General features: G+C 40.1%; 22 protein-coding genes and 1 other RNA gene. 15 read left to right on the top strand and 8 right to left on the bottom strand.

Annotation, left to right across the window (positions count from 1 at the left end):
• Positions 1-53: 53 nt before the first annotated feature.
• From PAN07_RS08650 to PAN07_RS08660, 3 genes are read right to left on the bottom strand one after another with little or no spacing between them, the layout of a single operon-like run.
• The gene (locus tag PAN07_RS08650) at positions 54-1,298 is read right to left on the bottom strand and encodes an NAD(P)H-dependent oxidoreductase (RefSeq protein WP_061589828.1); all 1,245 of its coding nucleotides are present in this window, start codon (positions 1,296-1,298) and stop codon (positions 54-56) included.
• A gap of 18 nt (positions 1,299-1,316) precedes the next feature.
• Positions 1,317-1,922 (bottom strand): NADPH-dependent FMN reductase, encoded by a 606-nt coding sequence (locus tag PAN07_RS08655; RefSeq protein ID WP_000915954.1) that lies wholly within the window; start codon positions 1,920-1,922, stop codon positions 1,317-1,319.
• Positions 1,923-1,981: 59 nt separating this feature from the next.
• Complete coding sequence (locus PAN07_RS08660) at positions 1,982-2,905, bottom strand: FAD:protein FMN transferase (protein WP_084863120.1); 924 nt, start codon at positions 2,903-2,905, stop codon at positions 1,982-1,984.
• Positions 2,906-3,213: 308 nt separating this feature from the next.
• Here PAN07_RS08660 and PAN07_RS08665 point away from each other — a divergent pair, with 308 nt between their 5' ends.
• From PAN07_RS08665 to pdxT, 3 genes are all read left to right on the top strand, one after another.
• Positions 3,214-4,593, top strand: coding sequence for an FAD-dependent oxidoreductase (locus tag PAN07_RS08665; protein WP_265465150.1), 1,380 nt, complete (start codon positions 3,214-3,216; stop codon positions 4,591-4,593).
• A gap of 151 nt (positions 4,594-4,744) precedes the next feature.
• On the top strand, positions 4,745-5,620 hold the full coding sequence (gene pdxS, locus PAN07_RS08670; protein WP_168969709.1) for a pyridoxal 5'-phosphate synthase lyase subunit PdxS: 876 nt from the start codon (positions 4,745-4,747) through the stop codon (positions 5,618-5,620).
• Positions 5,621-6,202 carry a pyridoxal 5'-phosphate synthase glutaminase subunit PdxT gene (gene pdxT, locus PAN07_RS08675; protein WP_261240765.1) on the top strand — a complete coding sequence of 194 codons (582 nt, stop codon included), beginning with the start codon at positions 5,621-5,623 and terminating at the stop codon, positions 6,200-6,202. It begins immediately after the preceding gene.
• A 20-nt stretch (positions 6,203-6,222) separates the two neighbouring features.
• Here the strand turns inward: pdxT and PAN07_RS08680 are convergent, their stop codons facing one another.
• Entirely contained in the window at positions 6,223-6,870 is a 648-nt protein-coding gene (locus PAN07_RS08680; protein ID WP_020903508.1) for a hemolysin III family protein, read from the bottom strand.
• Entirely contained in the window at positions 6,870-7,313 is a 444-nt protein-coding gene (locus PAN07_RS08685; protein WP_000858717.1) for a DUF1836 domain-containing protein, read from the bottom strand. Before PAN07_RS08685 ends, PAN07_RS08680 begins: the two co-directional genes overlap by 1 nt.
• Positions 7,314-7,447: 134 nt before the next feature.
• On the opposite strand from PAN07_RS08685, the gene PAN07_RS08690 reads away from it, so the two are divergent.
• From PAN07_RS08690 to trxB, 7 genes are all read left to right on the top strand, one after another.
• Positions 7,448-7,942: a GNAT family N-acetyltransferase gene (locus tag PAN07_RS08690; protein WP_261027573.1), complete on the top strand. Its 495-nt coding sequence runs from the start codon at positions 7,448-7,450 to the stop codon at positions 7,940-7,942.
• Positions 7,942-8,451: a methylated-DNA--[protein]-cysteine S-methyltransferase gene (locus PAN07_RS08695; RefSeq protein ID WP_261027571.1), complete on the top strand. Its 510-nt coding sequence runs from the start codon at positions 7,942-7,944 to the stop codon at positions 8,449-8,451. Before PAN07_RS08690 ends, PAN07_RS08695 begins: the two co-directional genes overlap by 1 nt.
• A gap of 12 nt (positions 8,452-8,463) precedes the next feature.
• Complete coding sequence (locus PAN07_RS08700) at positions 8,464-8,820, top strand: arsenate reductase family protein (RefSeq protein ID WP_000889083.1); 357 nt, start codon at positions 8,464-8,466, stop codon at positions 8,818-8,820.
• Positions 8,821-8,977: 157 nt separating this feature from the next.
• Positions 8,978-9,778 (top strand): amino acid ABC transporter permease, encoded by an 801-nt coding sequence (locus tag PAN07_RS08705; RefSeq protein WP_269797702.1) that lies wholly within the window; start codon positions 8,978-8,980, stop codon positions 9,776-9,778.
• A complete protein-coding gene (locus PAN07_RS08710; protein ID WP_261075796.1) occupies positions 9,778-10,521 on the top strand; it encodes an amino acid ABC transporter ATP-binding protein in 744 nt (247 codons plus the stop codon). The genes PAN07_RS08705 and PAN07_RS08710 overlap by 1 nt, the downstream gene beginning before the upstream one ends.
• A 77-nt stretch (positions 10,522-10,598) precedes the next feature.
• Positions 10,599-10,823, top strand: coding sequence for a DUF4059 family protein (locus tag PAN07_RS08715; RefSeq protein ID WP_000926599.1), 225 nt, complete (start codon positions 10,599-10,601; stop codon positions 10,821-10,823).
• A gap of 65 nt (positions 10,824-10,888) precedes the next feature.
• On the top strand, positions 10,889-11,800 hold the full coding sequence (trxB, locus tag PAN07_RS08720; RefSeq protein ID WP_269797703.1) for a thioredoxin-disulfide reductase: 912 nt from the start codon (positions 10,889-10,891) through the stop codon (positions 11,798-11,800).
• A gap of 234 nt (positions 11,801-12,034) precedes the next feature.
• Here the strand turns inward: trxB and rlmB are convergent, their stop codons facing one another.
• Complete coding sequence (rlmB, locus tag PAN07_RS08725; RefSeq protein WP_024057830.1) at positions 12,035-12,763, bottom strand: 23S rRNA (guanosine(2251)-2'-O)-methyltransferase RlmB; 729 nt, start codon at positions 12,761-12,763, stop codon at positions 12,035-12,037.
• Between the two features lie 44 nt (positions 12,764-12,807).
• Positions 12,808-13,419 carry a peptide deformylase gene (def, locus tag PAN07_RS08730; protein WP_045611905.1) on the bottom strand — a complete coding sequence of 204 codons (612 nt, stop codon included), beginning with the start codon at positions 13,417-13,419 and terminating at the stop codon, positions 12,808-12,810.
• A 174-nt stretch (positions 13,420-13,593) separates the two neighbouring features.
• On the opposite strand from def, the gene PAN07_RS08735 reads away from it, so the two are divergent.
• From PAN07_RS08735 to PAN07_RS08755, 5 genes are all read left to right on the top strand, one after another.
• Positions 13,594-14,919, top strand: a complete 1,326-nt coding sequence (locus PAN07_RS08735; protein ID WP_084863133.1) for a CapA family protein — start codon at positions 13,594-13,596, stop codon at positions 14,917-14,919.
• Positions 14,920-14,940: 21 nt separating this feature from the next.
• On the top strand, positions 14,941-15,768 hold the full coding sequence (locus tag PAN07_RS08740) for an HAD family hydrolase (RefSeq protein WP_084863135.1): 828 nt from the start codon (positions 14,941-14,943) through the stop codon (positions 15,766-15,768).
• A 1-nt stretch (position 15,769) separates the two neighbouring features.
• On the top strand, positions 15,770-16,405 hold the full coding sequence (locus PAN07_RS08745) for an SGNH/GDSL hydrolase family protein (RefSeq protein WP_033685213.1): 636 nt from the start codon (positions 15,770-15,772) through the stop codon (positions 16,403-16,405).
• A 61-nt stretch (positions 16,406-16,466) separates the two neighbouring features.
• Positions 16,467-16,814: a transfer-messenger RNA gene (ssrA, locus tag PAN07_RS08750) on the top strand.
• A 420-nt stretch (positions 16,815-17,234) separates the two neighbouring features.
• A complete protein-coding gene (locus PAN07_RS08755) occupies positions 17,235-18,569 on the top strand; it encodes an Nramp family divalent metal transporter (protein WP_000094601.1) in 1,335 nt (444 codons plus the stop codon).
• Between the two features lie 86 nt (positions 18,570-18,655).
• Here the strand turns inward: PAN07_RS08755 and PAN07_RS08760 are convergent.
• On the bottom strand, positions 18,656-18,977 hold a 322-nt coding region (locus tag PAN07_RS08760), incomplete at its 5' end, for an IS3 family transposase (RefSeq protein WP_269797704.1).

Raw genomic sequence — 18,977 nt, forward strand, 5'->3', positions numbered from 1 at the left:
AACTGCTAGTCTTTTTTTTGCTAAAAAAGGAACCAAGATGGTTCCTAAAATGATTAGTTACTTGCTCCAGATGTAGCGTCAGCGCCACCACCGTGACCACCGGCATCACCTGAATCAGAAGCTCCAGATGTAGCATCTGCATCGCCGTGACCATGTCCGCCAGCAGGAGCTGCAGCATTTCCACCGACTAAACGTTGACCAGTTGTATTGAGGTACCAATCAAGCCATGGTTGGAAATTAAAGATAATCTCATTAATTCCAGCATATGAACCATCTGGGTAGTACATTGCTTGGTAATTATGGGTATTAATAACACCTTCAGGTGTTCCTGGCACAATTGTACGGACATATTCTTGATCCCCGTTACGCAATACGCCGACAACCCATTCAACGTTTTTCATTCTAGAATCTGGCAATGTACCGTGTACTGTTCCTAATCTATTTCCTGATTGAGCACGTACACGTTTACCAAACATTGTATCTGGGTCTTGGTGTGCGTTATTAAAGTACAAAAATTGATTGTTATCATCTGCAAATGTCAATTCAAATGGCATTGCTTTCAAGAACATGTCAATTTGGTTAACTGTCAAGATACCGTGGTCTAATTTAACGTAAGTATCTCCAGAAACAGCTCCAACAAGTTCAGCAGCTTTTTCTACCCATTCAGGATCATCTGGATCAACACCTTGGATGGTAGTTGCAATTGAATTTGTACAATATAAATCTTCTGGCTCAATTGGTTTTGGTTTTTTCAATTTTGAAACGACTCCCACGTATTTTACAAAGTTGTCTAGACATGTTTCAAGGAAATTAACAGTTCCTTCATTTGTGATATTTCCATTAACATCAAAAGCTTCTTTAGCTTTACCAAGAAGGAATTCATTTCCTGGAAGTGTGTAGGCATTGACACCTGGAGCGTCAAGAATCTTACGAAGGTGAACTTGGGCACGTGAAGTACCTTGGTCATAGTAAGAAGCACCCACAATCATGACTGGTTTGTTTTCAAATGGATGAACTTCATATGAAAGCCATTCAAGAACAGATTTTAGGGAAGCTGAGATTGTGTGGTTGTGCTCAGGAGTAGCGATGATAACACCATCAGCACGAGTAATTTTGTTATATAAATAACGTAATTGGAAACTTTCGTCCCATTTTTCGTCTTGGTTAAACATTGGAACTTCGTCAATTTCAAGAACTTCTAATTCAAATTTGAGTTTGAAGTGACGACGGATGAATTCCAAGAGTTTACGGTTATATGATTGATCGTAGTTTGATCCTACAAGTCCAACAAATTTCATTCTTTTTGGTCTCCTATCTTACAAATTTTCCCAGTCAAAGTCTTCAGCATCTTTGCGAAGTAATTCTTGTGCATTGCGCAATTTTTCTGTGATTTTTACAAAGATACGGTAGTCGTCAAAAGTAGCATCCAGTTTTTTGATCACATCAAGATCTACTAGGTCTCCACTTGGGTTGAAAGCTTGAAGAGAATGTGAAAGCAAGAATTCATCTGGAAGGACACTTGCTTTAATTTCTGGGGCATTCAAGATTTGGCGAAGTTGTAATTGGGCACGTGATGAACCAAGCGTACCGTAAGAAGCACCTGTAATCATGATTGGTTTGTTCAAAAGTGGGTAAATACCGTATGACAACCAAGCTAGAGCGCTCATCAAAACTGCAGGAATAGAGTGGTCATACTCAGGAGTACCGATAATAACGCCATCTGCCTCTTCAATTTTAGCAGCAATTTCTAAAATTTCAACAGGTACTTGCTTGTCAGCTGGTTTGTTGAAGACAGGGATATCCTTGATTTCAACAAGTTCAATTTCAGCTTTTTCAGCAAAGTGTTTTTGCATGTATTGAAGCAATTGACGGTTTGTAGAACGTTTTGAATTTGTTCCAACAATAGCAATAAGTTTTAACATGAGATTTCCTTTCTCTTTTTACATAATACGATTTTAAAACTCTATTGAAACATCTAATTCTATAGAGTAGGAATTCCTGAAGAACAGCTTAGGTGACCTTCTTTATCGATGAGGATAGCTTCGATGCCCTCCAAACTTTCGACTTGCCAGAGGATAGAAGCAGGTCTTTCTCCAAATAGACGAGTGGTCCAGATTTCACCATCAACTGATTTATCAGAGATGATTGTCAGACTAGCTAGTTCCGTTTCAACAGGATATCCTGTTTGACTGTCAAAAATATGATGGTAATCTTTTCCATCGACTGTCAGATGACGTTCATAAATGCCTGAAGTCACGACAGATTTATTGACAACAGGGATGGTCATTAAGTGATTTCCCCTAGGATTGGCTGGGTCTTGAATCCCGATTTGCCAAGGCTGATTGCCTCTTTCCTGATTTTTACCAATGGTCAGGATATTCCCTCCCAGATTGATTAAGGCAGATGTCACTCCCTCTTCTCTCAGAAATTGGGCAACCTTATCCGCACTATACCCCTTGGCTAAACAACCAAGATCGATCTTCATTCCTTTTTGTTTCAAAAACACAGTGGAAGTCGAAGAATCTAACTCGATAGAATGAGGATTGATTAAAGGTAACACCGATTCAATTTCTTGAGGTTGGGCCACTTTGGCATCTGAAAAACCGATACGCCAGGTTTGAATCAAGGGACCAATGCTGATGTTGAGATGACTAGAGGGCGCTAGGCTATGCTCTAATCCAAGTGAAATCAATTCAAACAAATCAGGATGAACTTTGACTGGAGCTATTCCAGCTTGATAATTGATTTCCATCAACTCCGATTCTTGACTATTGGCATTGAAGCGGTATTCAAGCTCTTTGAGCAAATCAAAGGATTTTTGGAGCAAGCTATCGGATCGCTTATCTACTAATGAAATAGTGATAGTAGTCCCCATTAGGCGTTCGGAATGTGAACTAAGAGGCAAGCTACCAACTCCTTTCTCTTATGAAAAGAAGGCTGAAATATAGTAAATTTATATTAAATTTAACCCCTTACATTTTCTTTCCATGATACTAGCATACCATAAAGTCAGCGTTTTCACAAATAAAATTTGTAAACTTGTCAAGAAATATGCTCAGAAAATAAAGAGTAATTGTAAGAAAGACTGATAAAATACAGATTATTTACATTTTTTTACAAAAAAATCTGGAAAATTAGCTAAACTCTTGTAAACGCTAACAGTAAATGTTATACTAGAAGAGTAAATTTAAAATTGAAGGTAGGAATTTTTCTATGAGTAAAATCGTTGTAGTTGGTGCTAACCACGCTGGTACAGCATGTATTAATACTATGTTGGATAATTTTGGAAATGAGAACGAAATTGTTGTATTCGACCAAAACTCTAACATCTCTTTCCTAGGATGTGGAATGGCCCTTTGGATCGGTGAACAAATTGACGGTGCTGAAGGCTTGTTCTATTCTGATAAAGAAAAATTGGAAGCTAAAGGTGCTAAGGTATACATGAATTCACCAGTTCTTTCAATCGACTATGATAACAAAGTAGTTACAGCAGAAGTTGAAGGAAAAGAGCACAAAGAATCATACGAAAAATTGATTTTCGCTACAGGTTCTACACCAATCTTGCCACCAATCGAAGGTGTTGAAATTGTCAAAGGAAACCGCGAATTTAAAGCAACTCTTGAAAATGTACAATTCGTTAAATTGTACCAAAACGCTGAAGAAGTTATCAATAAACTTGCTGATAAGAGTCAACACCTTGACCGTATCGCCGTTGTTGGTGGTGGTTACATCGGTGTTGAACTTGCTGAAGCCTTTGAACGTCTTGGAAAAGAAGTTGTCCTTGTTGATATCGTTGATACTGTCTTGAACGGGTACTATGATAAAGACTTCACACAAATGATGGCGAAGAACTTGGAAGACCACAACATCCGCTTGGCGCTTGGTCAAACTGTTAAAGCAATCGAAGGTGACGGTAAAGTTGAACGCTTGATCACTGACAAAGAAAGCTTTGACGTGGATATGGTTGTTCTTGCAGTTGGTTTCCGTCCAAACACAGCACTTGCTGATGGTAAAATTGAACTTTTCCGCAACGGTGCTTTCCTTGTAGACAAGAAACAAGAAACATCTATCCCAGGCGTTTATGCTGTAGGTGACTGTGCAACTGTTTATGACAATGCACGTAAAGACACTAGCTACATCGCGCTTGCTTCAAACGCTGTTCGTACTGGTATCGTTGGCGCTTACAATGCTTGTGGCCATGAATTGGAAGGAATCGGTGTTCAAGGTTCAAATGGTATCTCAATCTACGGTCTTCACATGGTTTCAACTGGTTTGACTCTTGAAAAAGCTAAAGCTGCTGGTTACAACGCAACTGAAACAGGCTTTAACGATCTTCAAAAACCAGAATTTATGAAGCATGACAACCATGAAGTTGCCATCAAGATTGTCTTTGACAAAGATAGCCGTGAAATTCTTGGTGCACAAATGGTTTCACACGATTCTGCAATCAGCATGGGAATCCACATGTTCTCACTTGCTATCCAAGAGCATGTGACAATTGATAAATTGGCATTGACAGACCTATTCTTCTTGCCACACTTCAACAAACCATACAACTACATCACAATGGCTGCCCTTACAGCTGAAAAATAAAAATAAATGAGCTATCTGGCCTTAGGTTAAGGTCAGATAGTTTTTTAACCATTCTGTACCCATACAATTATGATTTTTTTATCTTGTGGTTCATCCTTTTCTGACTTAAAATGAAATAGTAGCTACCAATACAAATGATGAGGATAAAGAAATGACTGAAAATCGTTACGAACTAAATAAAAACTTGGCGCAGATGCTCAAGGGCGGTGTTATCATGGATGTGCAAAATCCTGAACAGGCTCGTATTGCAGAAGCTGCTGGTGCGGCCGCTGTGATGGCCTTGGAGCGGATTCCAGCTGATATTCGTGCAGCTGGTGGGGTTTCCCGTATGAGTGATCCAAAGATGATTAAGGAAATCCAAGAAGCGGTTAGCATTCCAGTAATGGCCAAGGTCAGAATCGGGCACTTTGTTGAAGCTCAGATTTTAGAGGCTATTGAGATTGACTATATCGATGAGAGTGAAGTTTTATCTCCAGCTGACGACCGTTTCCATGTGGACAAGAAAGAATTCCAAGTTCCTTTTGTCTGTGGAGCTAAGGACTTGGGTGAAGCCTTGCGTCGTATCACTGAAGGTGCTTCTATGATTCGTACAAAAGGAGAACCGGGGACAGGGGATATCGTCCAAGCTGTTCGTCATATGCGTATGATGAATCAGGAAATTCGCCGCATTCAAAACTTACGTGAGGACGAGCTTTATGTTGCCGCCAAGGACTTACAAGTCCCTGTAGAATTGGTTCAATACGTCCATGAACATGGAAAATTGCCTGTTGTAAACTTTGCAGCTGGAGGCGTTGCAACGCCAGCAGATGCTGCGCTGATGATGCAATTAGGGGCAGAGGGTGTTTTTGTTGGATCAGGTATTTTCAAATCAGGCGATCCTGTTAAACGAGCGAGTGCCATTGTCAAAGCGGTAACTAATTTCCGAAATCCTCAAATCCTAGCTCAAATCTCTGAAGATCTAGGCGAAGCCATGGTTGGTATTAATGAAAATGAAATTCAAATTCTCATGGCAGAGCGAGGAAAATAGATGAAAATTGGAATATTGGCCTTGCAAGGTGCCTTTGCAGAACATGCAAAAGTGCTAGATCAATTAGGTGTCGAGAGTGTTGAAATCAGAAATCTAGATGATTTTCAGAAACATCAGAGTGATTTGTCGGGATTGATATTACCTGGTGGTGAGTCTACAACTATGGGCAAGCTCTTACGTGAGCAGGACATGCTGATTCCCATTCGAGAAGCCATTCTATCTGGTTTACCAGCCTTTGGAACCTGTGCAGGCTTGATTTTGCTGGCTAAAGAAATTACTTCTCAGGAAGAGAGTCATCTAGGAACTATGGATATGGTGGTCGAGCGCAATGCCTATGGGCGCCAACTAGGAAGTTTCTATACGGAAGCAGAATGTAAGGGAGTCGGTCAGATTCCAATGACCTTTATTCGTGGTCCAATTATCACTAGTGTTGGAGAGGGTGTAGAAATTCTAGCAACAGTTGATAATCAAATCGTTGCAGCCCAAGAAAAAAATATGTTTGTAACTTCTTTTCATCCAGAATTGACTGATGATGTGCGCTTGCACCAGTACTTTATCAATATGTGTAAAGAAAAAAGTTGAGATTGAATTTCTCAACTTTTTTACATGTAATAAACAATGGCAATGTATTGGAGGGCAGACGCAACTAGGATAAAAAGATGCCAAATCATGTGGAAATAAGGTTTCTTCTTGGCGTAAAATCCAGCTCCAACTGTATAACATAGTCCGCCAGTTACCATGAGACTCCAGAAAATTGGTGTCGTTTGACTGATAATGGCAGGAATGATAGCTAGAACCAACCAGCCCATAATCAGGTAAAGTGCAAGGCTAAATTTCTCATTGACTTTTTTAGCAAAGATTTTATAGAGAATACCAAAGATGGTCGTTCCCCACTGGATGGCAATAATCAGATAGCCAAACCAGTTATTCATTAAGGTCAAGACGACGGGCGTGTATGAGCCTGCAATAGCAACATAAATCATAGAATGATCAATGATTCTCAAGACATATTTGTGGGTTGAACCATAGGCCATAGAGTGGTAAATGGTGGATGATAGAAACATGAGAAACAGACTGATAACGAAAATGGAAACGCCGATAGAGGATAAAAATCCGTGTGTCTCATAACTATAGGTTGATGAAATGGGGAGTAAGATGAGCATGATGATTGCACCCACAGCATGGGTCACACTATTAGCAATCTCCTCTCCAAAACTGAGTTGTTTGCTGAGCTTTAGGCTTGTATTCATTAGATTTCCTCCTCTTGAGTACGATGGATTAAGGCTAGAGTTTGATGATAGAGTTTAACGGTTTGGCAGCTACTTTGGATAATGGGGTTAGCTGGGTCAATTCCTTGGTTCATGTAGTCCACAAAAGCATCGTAGAGTTGGTCTGAACTTGCTTGACTTTGTAGAGTATTAAGTGTCTGAGCTATTTCTTGAATAGAAAAGACAGACTTGAGGGTTGTGATAGCAATCAAACGGGCAATCTGTTGGCGTTGGTATTTTTTCTTATCAGGTTTTGTCAGGTAACCATGTTTCACATAATTATTGACCATAGATGCTGTCAGGCCCTTGTCTTTATCAAGAGAGATAGGGGCGCAGACCTGATTGACATAGAGTAAAACCTGGTCCAGATAGAGGTCAATGTTTGGAATTTCTGCCCATTTTGGGTAGGAAAAGGTAGTTTTCATTTGCAACTCCTTTTTATCTAGTTTTGATAACTAGATTATAAAATAACAAAAACAGAAAGTCAAGTTTTAACTGCTTGTGAAAAGGCTTAAATTATGCTATGATGGGAGAAACTAGTCAGAAATGAGGAGAAAAGATGGAAATTCGTTTAGCTTTTCCAAATGAAGTAGATACCATCATGCAGGTGATGGAGGATGCTAAAAAATGTTTAGCAGATGCTGGTAGTGACCAGTGGCAAAATGGTTATCCAAATGCTGATATTATTATTGAGGATATTATCTCAGGTCAAGCCTACGTAGCCTTGGAAGAGGGAGAACTACTAGCATATGCAGCTGTGACCAAAAGTCCAGAGGCAGCCTATGAAGCCATTTATGAAGGGAAATGGCAAGCTGGAGAGTCAGAGTACCTAGTCTTTCACCGTATTGCTGTGGCAGCAGATGTCCAGGGACAGGGAGTTGCTCAAACCTTCTTAGAGGGCTTGATTGAAGGTTTTGATTATCTAGATTTTCGCTCAGATACGCATGTTGCAAACAAGGCCATGCAGCATATCTTTGAAAAACTAGGTTTTAAACAGGTTGGTAAGGTTCCAGTTGATGGCGAACGCTTGGCCTATCAAAAATTGAAGAAATAATGCAAAAGAAGTACGCAAAAATGCTTTACTCTTCGCCAATTGGCTCCTTTTCTCTCGTAGCTGATGACCATTATTTGTATGGCATTTGGGTGCAGGAGCAGAAGCATTTTGAGAGGGGACTAGGAGATGAGACGATAGAAGCAGTTGTTAGTCATCCCATTTTAACCCCAGTTATTGCTTGCTTAGATGATTACTTTAAAGGCAAGTCTCAGGATTTATCCGACTTGCCCTTGGCTCCAATCGGAACGGATTTTGAAAAGCGAGTTTGGTCCTATCTACAGGGAATTCCTTATGGTCAGACAGTGACCTATGGACAAATAGCCCAAGAGCTACAAGTGGATTCTGCTCAAGCAATTGGTGGGGCAGTGGGACGCAATCCGTGGTCTATCCTAGTACCTTGTCATCGGGTGCTGGGAGCTGGCAAGCGTCTGACAGGTTATGCTGCAGGAGTGGAAAAGAAAGCTTGGCTCTTGGAGCATGAAGGCGCAGATTTTAAAGATATAAAATAGAAAGTGAAAGACATGTTAGAATTTATCGAATATCCAAAATGTTCAACTTGTAAAAAAGCAAAACAAGAATTAAACCAACTCGGTGTGGACTATAAAGCCATCCATATCGTTGAAGAAACACCTAGCCAAGAAGTCATTTTAAACTGGCTTGAGACCTCAGGTTTCGAGTTGAAGCAATTTTTCAACACCAGTGGGATCAAATACCGTGAATTAGGGCTGAAAGATAAGGTAGGAAGCCTGTCAAACCAAGAAGCGGCTGAGTTGCTAGCAAGTGACGGTATGTTGTTAAAACGACCCATTTTAGTAGAAAATGGAACTGTTAAGCAAATCGGTTATCGAAAAGCTTACGAAGAATTGGGATTGAAATAGTTTTTATCTATCTCTTTGATAGATAAAATATATAGCCTCCCTGTTTCAAAGTATGATAAACTAGTAGGTAGACAAAGTCTGTATCTGACCGTAGCAAATAATTTCATTGACGGCAGAAGTATGGTAGAATGAATCATTATCAGGAGAGGATGTTTTTATGAATGTTACAACGATTTTAGCATCAGATTGGTACCAAAACTTGATGCAATTGATTCCGGATGGCAAGCTTTTTAGCTTGCGTTCGGTCTTTGATGGAATCCCGAGAATTGTCCAACAACTTCCAATAACGATTATGTTGACCATTGGTGGTGCTCTTTTTGGCTTGGTTTTGGCGCTTCTTTTTGCCATTGTGAAGATCAATCGTGTCAAAATTTTATACCCCTTGCAGGCCTTCTTTGTTAGCTTCTTAAAAGGGACACCGATTTTGGTGCAACTCATGTTGACCTACTACGGAATTCCTTTGGCTTTGAAAGCTCTCAATCAGCAATGGGGAACTGGTTTCAATATCAATGCGATTCCAGCCGCTGCTTTTGCAATTGTCGCCTTTGCCTTTAATGAAGCAGCTTATGCTAGTGAAACCATTCGTGCAGCCATTCTCTCAGTCAATCCTGGTGAGATTGAGGCGGCACGCAGTCTGGGGATGACCCGAGCGCAAGTTTATCGTCGCGTGATTATTCCAAATGCGGCCGTTGTGGCGACTCCAACCTTAATCAATTCCCTAATCGGCTTGACCAAAGGAACTTCTCTAGCCTTTAGTGCGGGTGTTGTGGAAGTCTTTGCCCAAGCTCAGATTTTGGGTGGAGCTGATTACCGCTACTTTGAACGCTTTATCTCCGTTGCCCTTGTTTATTGGGTAGTCAATATCGGAATTGAAAGCCTTGGTCGTTTCATCGAGAGAAAAATGACTATTTCTGCACCTGATACAGTGCAAACAGATGTGAAAGGAGACCTTCGTTAATGATTAAGATTTCGAATTTAAGCAAATCCTTTTCAGGACAGACTGTCTTGGATCATCTGGACTTGGATATTCAAAAAGGGGAAGTTGTAGCCTTGATTGGTTCTTCAGGAGCTGGAAAATCAACCTTTCTTCGCAGTCTCAATTATCTTGAAACACCTGACAGTGGCTCTATTCAGATTGATGATTTCTCAGTTGATTTTTCTAAAATCACTCAAGAAGAAATCCTTGCCCTACGCCGTAAGCTGTCTATGGTTTTCCAACAGTTTAATTTGTTTGAACGCCGCACAGCACTTGATAATGTGAAAGAAGGCTTGGTTGTTGTCAAGAAATTATCTGACAAAGAAGCGACTAAGATTGCCAAGGAAGAGTTGGCTAAGGTTGGGCTTTCTGACCGTGAAAACCATTATCCTCGCCATTTATCAGGTGGACAGAAGCAACGGGTTGCCTTGGCGCGTGCGCTTGCTATGAAACCAGATGTCTTGCTCTTAGACGAACCAACTTCAGCCCTTGACCCAGAATTGGTCGGTGAAGTAGAGAAGTCTATTGCAGATGCTGCTAAGTCAGGTCAAACCATGATTTTGGTCAGTCATGACATGTCCTTTGTAGCCCAAGTGGCTGATAAGATTCTCTTCTTAGATAAGGGGAAAATCATCGAGTCTGGAACACCAGATGAGATTATCCACCATCCTAAAGAAGAGCGGACAAAAGAATTCTTTGCTAGTTACAAACGGACTTATATTTGATATAATAGATAAAGGAAAACTCAGTTAGCTGGACTAGCTGAGTTTACTCTTTAAAAAAGATAGAAATGAGAGAAATCATGCTACTGCAACTATTTTCTTTATATTTCGAGAGTTTGATCTTGACCACCATCCTCGTCCTGATTTTTTTAGGGATTTGGATTGGACTGAGAGCCATGTCAGGAGTGGATAAGACAGCCAAGGCTCGCCAAGCCCATCTCTATGATATGATTATGATTGGGGTCTTGGTTGTTCCAGTATTATCCTTTGCGGTTATGAGTTTAATTCTTGTTTTCAAGGCATAATCCTTGCGTGATTGACAAGAAAGAGTTAGAATAAAGATAGTTACAACAAGAAAGAAGGAATTCATATGTACGATACTATTATTATTGGTGCTGGACCTGCAGGGATGACTGCGGCCTTATACGCTGCTCGAAGCAATCTGAAAGTAGCCTTGATTGAAGGTGGTCTTCCAGGTGGTCAGATGAATAATACATCTGATATCGAAAATTACCCAGGGTACGCTAATATCAGTGGACCAGAATTGGCAGAGAAGATGTTTGAACCGCTCGAAAATCTTGGTGTTGAGCACATTTATGGTTATGTTAAAAATGTTGAAGACCATGGTGATTTTAAGAAAGTGATTACTGATGACCAAACATATGAAACACGTACAGTTATCGTAGCAACTGGTTCTAAACACCGTCCTTTGGGAGTACCTGGAGAAGAAGAACTGAACAGTCGTGGTGTTTCTTACTGTGCTGTGTGTGATGGTGCTTTCTTCCGTGACCAAGATTTGTTGGTAGTCGGTGGTGGAGATTCAGCTGTTGAAGAAGCCCTCTTCTTGACTCGTTTTGCTAAGACTGTTACCATTGTTCACCGTCGTGATCAACTTCGTGCTCAAAAGGTTTTACAAGACCGCGCCTTTGCGAATGAGAAAATCAGCTTTATCTGGGATTCTGTAGTGAAGGAAATCAAGGGTGAAAACAGAGTAGAATCTGTCGTTTTTGAAAATGTGAAAACAGGTCAAGTGACAGAACAAGCCTTCGGTGGTGTCTTTATCTATGTTGGATTGGATCCTCTTAGCGATTTTGTTAAAGAATTGAATATCCAAGATCAGGCAGGTTGGATTGTGACAGATAACCACATGAAAACTGCAGTTGACGGTATCTTTGCAGTTGGAGATGTTCGCCAGAAAGACCTTCGTCAAGTGACAACAGCAGTTGGAGATGGAGCTATCGCTGGTCAAGAAGCTTATAAATTTATCACAGAACATAGTTAATACACTTCTAAAATCTCTTCAAACCACGTTAGCTTCGCTTTACCGTAGGTATGGGTACTGACTTCGTCAGTTCTATCCACAACTTCAAAACAGTGTTTTGAGCTGACTTCGTCAGTCTTATCTACAACCTCAAAGCAGTGCTTTGAGCTGTCTACAGCTAGCTTCCTAGTTTGCTCTTTGATTTTCATTGAGTATAATCATAAAAAGTTTCCAATCAGATGACTGGAAACTTTTTTATAGTCTATTTCGAAAAACTTCGTACATGAGGATGGCTGCAGCAACACTGGCATTGAGACTTTGAACATGTCCATTCATAGGAATGGTAATCATCTCATCAACTTGTTTTTTGATGTTGCTAGAGATGCCTTTTCCTTCATTTCCGATGATGAGGGCGATTTTCCCTTTTGTATTCCACTTGTGGCAAGGAGTACCATTCATATCCGTTCCAAAGGTCCAGAACCCTTCATCCTTGAGTTTGTCTAAGGTTTGACTGAGGTTGGTCACTCGGGCAATTGGAACGTGTTCAATAGCACCTGTGGCCGTTTTGGCAACGACAGGAGTAACTCCGACAGCACGGTGCTTGGGAATGATGACACCTGAAACGTTGGTCGCATCGGCTGTTCGCAAGATAGAACCTAGATTATGGGGATCAGTTAGACCATCCAGAATCAATAGCAGTGGATTTTCTTCTTGGCGTGTTTTGGCAAGGATGTGATCCAGCTCGCTATAGGCAAATTCAGACACTCGTAGAACAAAACCTTGATGAACAGCACCTTCAGTCATCTCAGTGAGGGATTTTTTTGAGGTCCAAGAAATGGATACCTTCTTTTCTGTAGCCAGTTCCTTGACTTTCTCAACATTCTTACCTCGGAGATCTTCTTGGAGGTAAAGTTTGTTCCCTGTGTTTGCAAGGAGGGCTTCGGTAACGGCGTGGACGCCATAGACAATATCATTTGTTTTCATGCCTCTATTATAACACAAAACCCCGTCTTGCAACGGGATTTTATTTATTCAAGAATCAGTAGACCATCTTTAACTTCAAATGGGTCTTTTTCATTGATACGATCGTAAAACATGATTCCGTTGATGTGGTCAATTTCATGCTGAACAACGATGGAGTTGTAGCCTTTGAGCTTGATACGGTGTTTTTCGCCGTCCTTGTCAAAGTAGTCAACAGTAACGCGAGCATGGCGAACAACATAGCCAGGCACATTGCGGTCAACAGAGAGGCAACCTTCTCCTTCGCCAAGAGCAGCGTCTTGAACAGAGTGAGAGACGATTTTTGGATTGTACATAATGGCTTGTAAGTCGTAGGCTTCCTGCGGAGTTTCACCTTCTTCAACAATGTTTGGTACCAAAACAGCGATAATACGTTTTGAGATATCTAATTGAGGAGCAGCAAGTCCAACACCACCTCGGAGCCCCATCTTTTCAGCCATGACAGGATCCTGGGAATGTTTGAGGAATTGCATCATCTTTTCGCCTAGGATGATTTCCTGATCAGACAAGGGGAAAGTGACTTCCTCAGCAACTGCGCGAAGCGTCGGATTCCCCTCGCGGATAATATCGTTCATATCAATTAAGTGAGCAGCTTTTGTAATACGTTCTATTGCAGACATTTTCTCTCCTTTCATTACCTCTACATGATATCACAAAATGACAAGGATTGAAAGCATTACGGCATCGAGCTTTTATAGAAAATGCCTAGTAGGTTCGATTCAATTGTGAAAGAATTACTTATCTGTGATATAATAAAAAGAAAAGGCTTGCATTAGAAAGTAGGGAGAATGGAGATGCAAAGAAGACAAGATAGACATAAACGTGGACCAGTTTTTCGCTTTGTGAGAGGCTTTGTAAACTTTTTTAGGAGTTATCGCAAGTGGAGTAATAAGGGATTTGTGGCGATACTCTTGCTAGCAGTTGCTTTATCAATGGGCTTGGTCTTGCTGTTTGAAAGTTTCCAAGGAATCCCCTTGACCAGTCAAAAAAAGGATGCCATTTCTAAAGAAGCAAATAAGACAAATCAAAAATCTAAAGATCAGGAAGAAGAAACAAGTGCTCGTATTATGGCCCATGGAGATTTACTTTACCATGATATTATCTATATGTCAGCTAAAAAGGAAGATGGCAGCTATGATTTTCATGAGAATTTTGAATACGTAACTCCTTGGCTTAAGCAGGCAGATTTGGCAATAGGTGATTTTGAAGGGACCATTAATAAAGATCATTATCTAGCTGGCTATCCTTTATTTAATGCTCCTGGTCAAGTAATGGATGCTATTAAAGATGCTGGGTATCATGTTTTAGATTTAGCCCATAATCATGTTTTAGATTCTCAAATTGAAGGAGTTATTTCAACGGCAGATGCAATTGAAAAGGCAGGAATGACACCTATTGGAGTTTATACGCACGAGTCACGTGATCAAGCTCCGCTCGTTATCAAGGAAGTGAACGGTATCAAGGTTGCACTTTTGGCTTATTCTTATGGATTTAATGGAATTGAGCAAAGTATTTCTCAAGAAGATTATAACCGCTATCTTTCAGACCTAAACGAAGATAAGATGAAGGCTGAAATTGAGCGTGCAGAGAAGGAAGCGGACATTACTGTTATCATGCCTCAGATGGGGGTTGAGTATCGCATAGAACCGACTGAAGAGCAAAAGGTTTTGTACCACAAGATGATTGAATGGGGAGCGGATATTATCTTTGGAGGCCATCCACACGTAGTTGAGCCATCAGAGACTGTTGAAAAAGATGGAGAGAAAAAACTTATCATCTATTCTATGGGAAACTTTATTTCTAACCAACGTATTGAAACAATGACTGGTGTAGACAATGCGAAGTGGACAGAGCGTGGTGTTCTTATGGATGTAACTGTCAAGAAAAAAGGTGGAAAAACAACTATTGACACAGCTAAAGCTCATCCAACTTGGGTCAATCGAACACCAAAGGGAACCTTTTCACCAGAAGGATATCCCCTATATCATTATCAAACCTATATCTTAGAAGATTTTATCGAGGGTGGCAGTCATCGTGATCAGTTAGATGAAGCGACTAAGGAACGAATTGATGCAGCCTATAAAGAAATGAACGAACATGTAGGATTGAAGTGGGATTAGCTTGAATTCAGAGGAAAGTAAATGACGATTAAAGTAATTGCGACAGATATGGATGGGACCTTGCTGGATGCTAGAGGCCAGCTTGATCTCCCACGCTTGGAAAAGATTTTAGATCAGTTGGATCAAAGGGGCGTTCGTTTTGTCATCGCTACGGGCAATGAAATTCACCGTATGAGGCAACTACTGGAGCACTTGGTGGATCGAGTGGTTCTGGTGGTTGCCAACGGTGCTCGTATTTTTGAAAACAATGAACTGATTCAGGCTCAGACTTGGGATGATGTCATTGTCGATAAGGCCTTGGCTTATTTCGAGGGTCGATCGTGTCAGGATCAGTTTGTTGTAACGGGGATGAAGGGTGGTTTCGTCAAAGAAGGTACGATTTTTACAGACCTTGAAAGTTTTATGACTCCAGAAATGATTGAAAAATTCTACCAACGGATGCAATTTGTGGATGAATTAACCTCTGACCTCTTTGGTGGTGTTCTCAAGATGAGTATGGTTGTTGGTGAGGAACGTTTGAGTTCGGTTTTGGAAGAAATCAATGACCTCTTTGATGGCCGCGTTCGGGCTGTATCGAGTGGCTATGGTTGCATTGATATCCTTCAAGCTGGAATTCATAAAGCATGGGGCTTGGAAGAATTACTCAAGCGTTGGGACTTGACTCCCCAACAAATCATGGCTTTTGGTGACAGTGAAAATGATGTTGAAATGCTTGAAATGGCTGGAATTGCCTATGCGATGGAAAATGCTGATGATAAAGCCAAAGCTGTGGCTACTGCTCTAGCACCAGCCAACAGCCAAGGCGGAGTTTATCAAGTCTTGGAAAACTGGTTAGAAAAAGGAGAATGAAGTGGCAGTACAGTTATTAGAAAATTGGTTACTAAAGGAACAAGAAAAAATCCAAACCAAGTATCGTCACTTAAATCAGGTTTCTGTTGTAGAGCCAGACATTCTTTTTATTGGGGATTCCATTGTCGAATACTATCCTCTGCAGGAACTATTTGGGACTTCAAAGACGATTGTCAATCGAGGAATTCGTGGCTATCAGACAGGGCTGTTATTAGAAAATCTTGATGCGCATCTTTATGGTGGAGCAGTAGATAAAATTGTCCTTTTGATTGGGACAAATGATATCGGAAAAGATGTGCCTGTGAATGAGGCTCTCAATAATCTCGAAGCTATCATACAATCCATTACTCGCGATTATCCATTGACTGAGATTAAATTGCTTTCCATTTTGCCAGTCAATGAGGGAGAGGAGTACAAGCAGACAGTCTATATCCGCACGAATGAAAAAATCCAGAAATGGAATCAAGCCTATCGAGAGCTTGCTTCAGCCTATATGCAGGTAGAATTTGTGCCAGTTTTTGATAGTTTGACAGACCAAGTAGGTCAACTCAAAAAAGAATATACAACTGATGGACTGCATCTCAGTGTTGCTGGTTATCAGATTTTGACAAAATCTTTGAAAGACTATCTTTTGTAGTTAATTGCTTTCCTTTTTGCATTTTTGAGTTAGATAAGGTATAATGGTTTTGTTGTCTTTTGGGGTCGTTACGGATTCGACAGGCATTATGAGGCATATTTTGCGACTCGTGTGGCGACGTAAACGCTCAGTTAAATATAACTGCAAAAAATAACACTTCTTACGCTCTAGCTGCCTAAAAACCAGCAGGCGTGACCCGATTTGGATTGCTCGTGTTCAATGACAGGTCTTATTATTAGCGAGATACGATCAAACTTTGTCTAGCAGTTTGGTAAGAGATTTATAGGCTCGCAGTTCCTAGGCTTGAGTTATGTGTCGAGGAGCTGTTAAAACAATACATAACCTATGGTTGTAGACAAATATGTTAGCAGATGTTTGGACGTGGGTTCGACTCCCACCGGCTCCATTATTATTTTGCATTCCTTTCCAAAACGTTGTACTTACAGCGTTTTTTATTTTGTTCTTTGGTATTCCTTGGTATTCTTTTTTACAAAAAGGATACAATTTTCAGTTGTATCCTAAATATTAAAGCAAGTCCTGAATTTTCTTAAGTTTTTATCATATTTTCTGTTATAATTAAGGTGCCTTAAGAAAAATAATGAAAAAACTAAATGTTTTTCATATAGTTTTCATTTTTTGTGTTATAATTAAGGTGCCTTAAGAAAAATATTAAGGTGACTTAAGAAAAATATTAAGGTACCTTAAGAAAAATAATGAAAAAACTAAATGTTTTTCATATAGTTTTCATTGTTTTAATAGTTTAAAGTCAATCTTATTTTTCTCTAATAGAAAATAATGAAAAAGTAGGTTTAGAAAGAGGTAAGTATCTATGTCTTCTCATAAAAAAGTGTCACTCTCTGAGATTAATCAATCTATCGATACTCCAAATAACAATCATTTCTGGCAAAATTTAAATGCCTTTTTAGGTCCGGGTGCTCTTGTCGCAGTTGGTTATATGGATCCAGGAAACTGGATTACCAGTGTAGTCGGTGGTGCTTCCTATAAGTATAGTCTCTTGTTTGTTATCTTGATTTCATCTCTCATTGCCATGCAACTTCAGCAGATGGCAGGAAAGCTTGGTATTGTAACCCAGATGGACCTGGCTCAAGCAACGGCTCATCATTCACCTAAATGGCTTCGTTATAGTCTATGGGTGATTTTAGAATTAGCCTTGATGGCGACAGATCTGGCAGAAGTTCTAGGTTCAGCGATTGCTCTCAATCTTCTCTTTAAGATTCCGATTATGATAGCAATTCTCTTGACCGTGTTGGATGTTTTTCTCTTATTGCTTCTGATGAAATTTGGCTTTAAGAAGATTGAAGCTATTGTGACAACACTGATTTTAACCATTCTAGCAATTTTTACCTATCTGGTAGCTTTGTCACATCCAAGCTTCCAAGGAATCGTTGAGGGTTATCTACCGAATGCAACCTTATTTGAAAGTCCCTTGCCAGGGCATGAAAGTCAATTAACCTTGGCACTAGGGATCGTGGGAGCAACGGTTATGCCCCATAACCTCTATTTGCATTCTTCCTTGTCACAAACTCGGAAAATCAATCACAAGGACAAGAATGATGTTCGAAAAGCCGTGCGCTTTATGACCTGGGATTCAAATCTCCAATTATCCTTGGCCTTTGTGGTTAACTCCCTTCTATTAATTCTCGGGGCGGCTCTCTTTTTCGGCCATGCATCTGAGATTTCTGCCTTCTCTCAAATGTATAATGCCTTGCAGGATTCTACTATTGCAGGAGCTATAGCTAGCTCGACCTTATCAACCTTGTTTGCCTTGGCTTTATTAGCCAGTGGTCAAAATTCGACAATTACGGGTACCTTGACTGGACAAATCGTTATGGAAGGTTTCTTGCATATGAGATTACCTCAATGGTTCATTCGTTTGGCAACTCGTCTCTTTGCCTTGTTGCCTGTCATGATTGTAGCGGTTCTGTTTGGTCATCAGGAAAAAACATTAGATCAGTTATTGGTTTATTCACAAGTCTTTCTTTCGATTGCTCTTCCATTTTCAATCTTCCCACTGATTTATCTAACTTCTAAGAAATCACTGATGGGAGAATTTACCAATGCCAAATGGAATACCATCCTTGGCTATATCGTTTCCATTATCTTAACAATTCTCAATGTGAAATTGTTATTTGATATTTTCTAAGAAATTCACCCGAGTTATAAAACAAGCATATAAGAAAAAAGATACCCAAGATTTCTGTACTGACCCCAAAAAGTTAGACAAATAATTTAAGTAAAGGATTTAGTTCTGTATTGCACAGGACTAAGTCCTTTTAATTTTACCTTAATGCGTTTATTGTTGTAGTAATCAATATAGTCTACAATAGCTTGCTCCAATTGATTAAGTGATTTAAACGTCTTCTCGTAACCATAAAACATTTCGGATTTCAAAATACCAAAGAAGGATTCCATCATGCCGTTGTCTGGGCTGTTACCCTTACGCGACATAGATGGCTGGATTCCTTTATCCTCTAAAAAATGATGATAGAAATCGTGTTGGTATTGCCATCCCTGGTCACTATGGAGAATTGTATTTTCGTAATATTCCTCT

The organism is Streptococcus sp. SM5 (assembly GCF_027497975.1).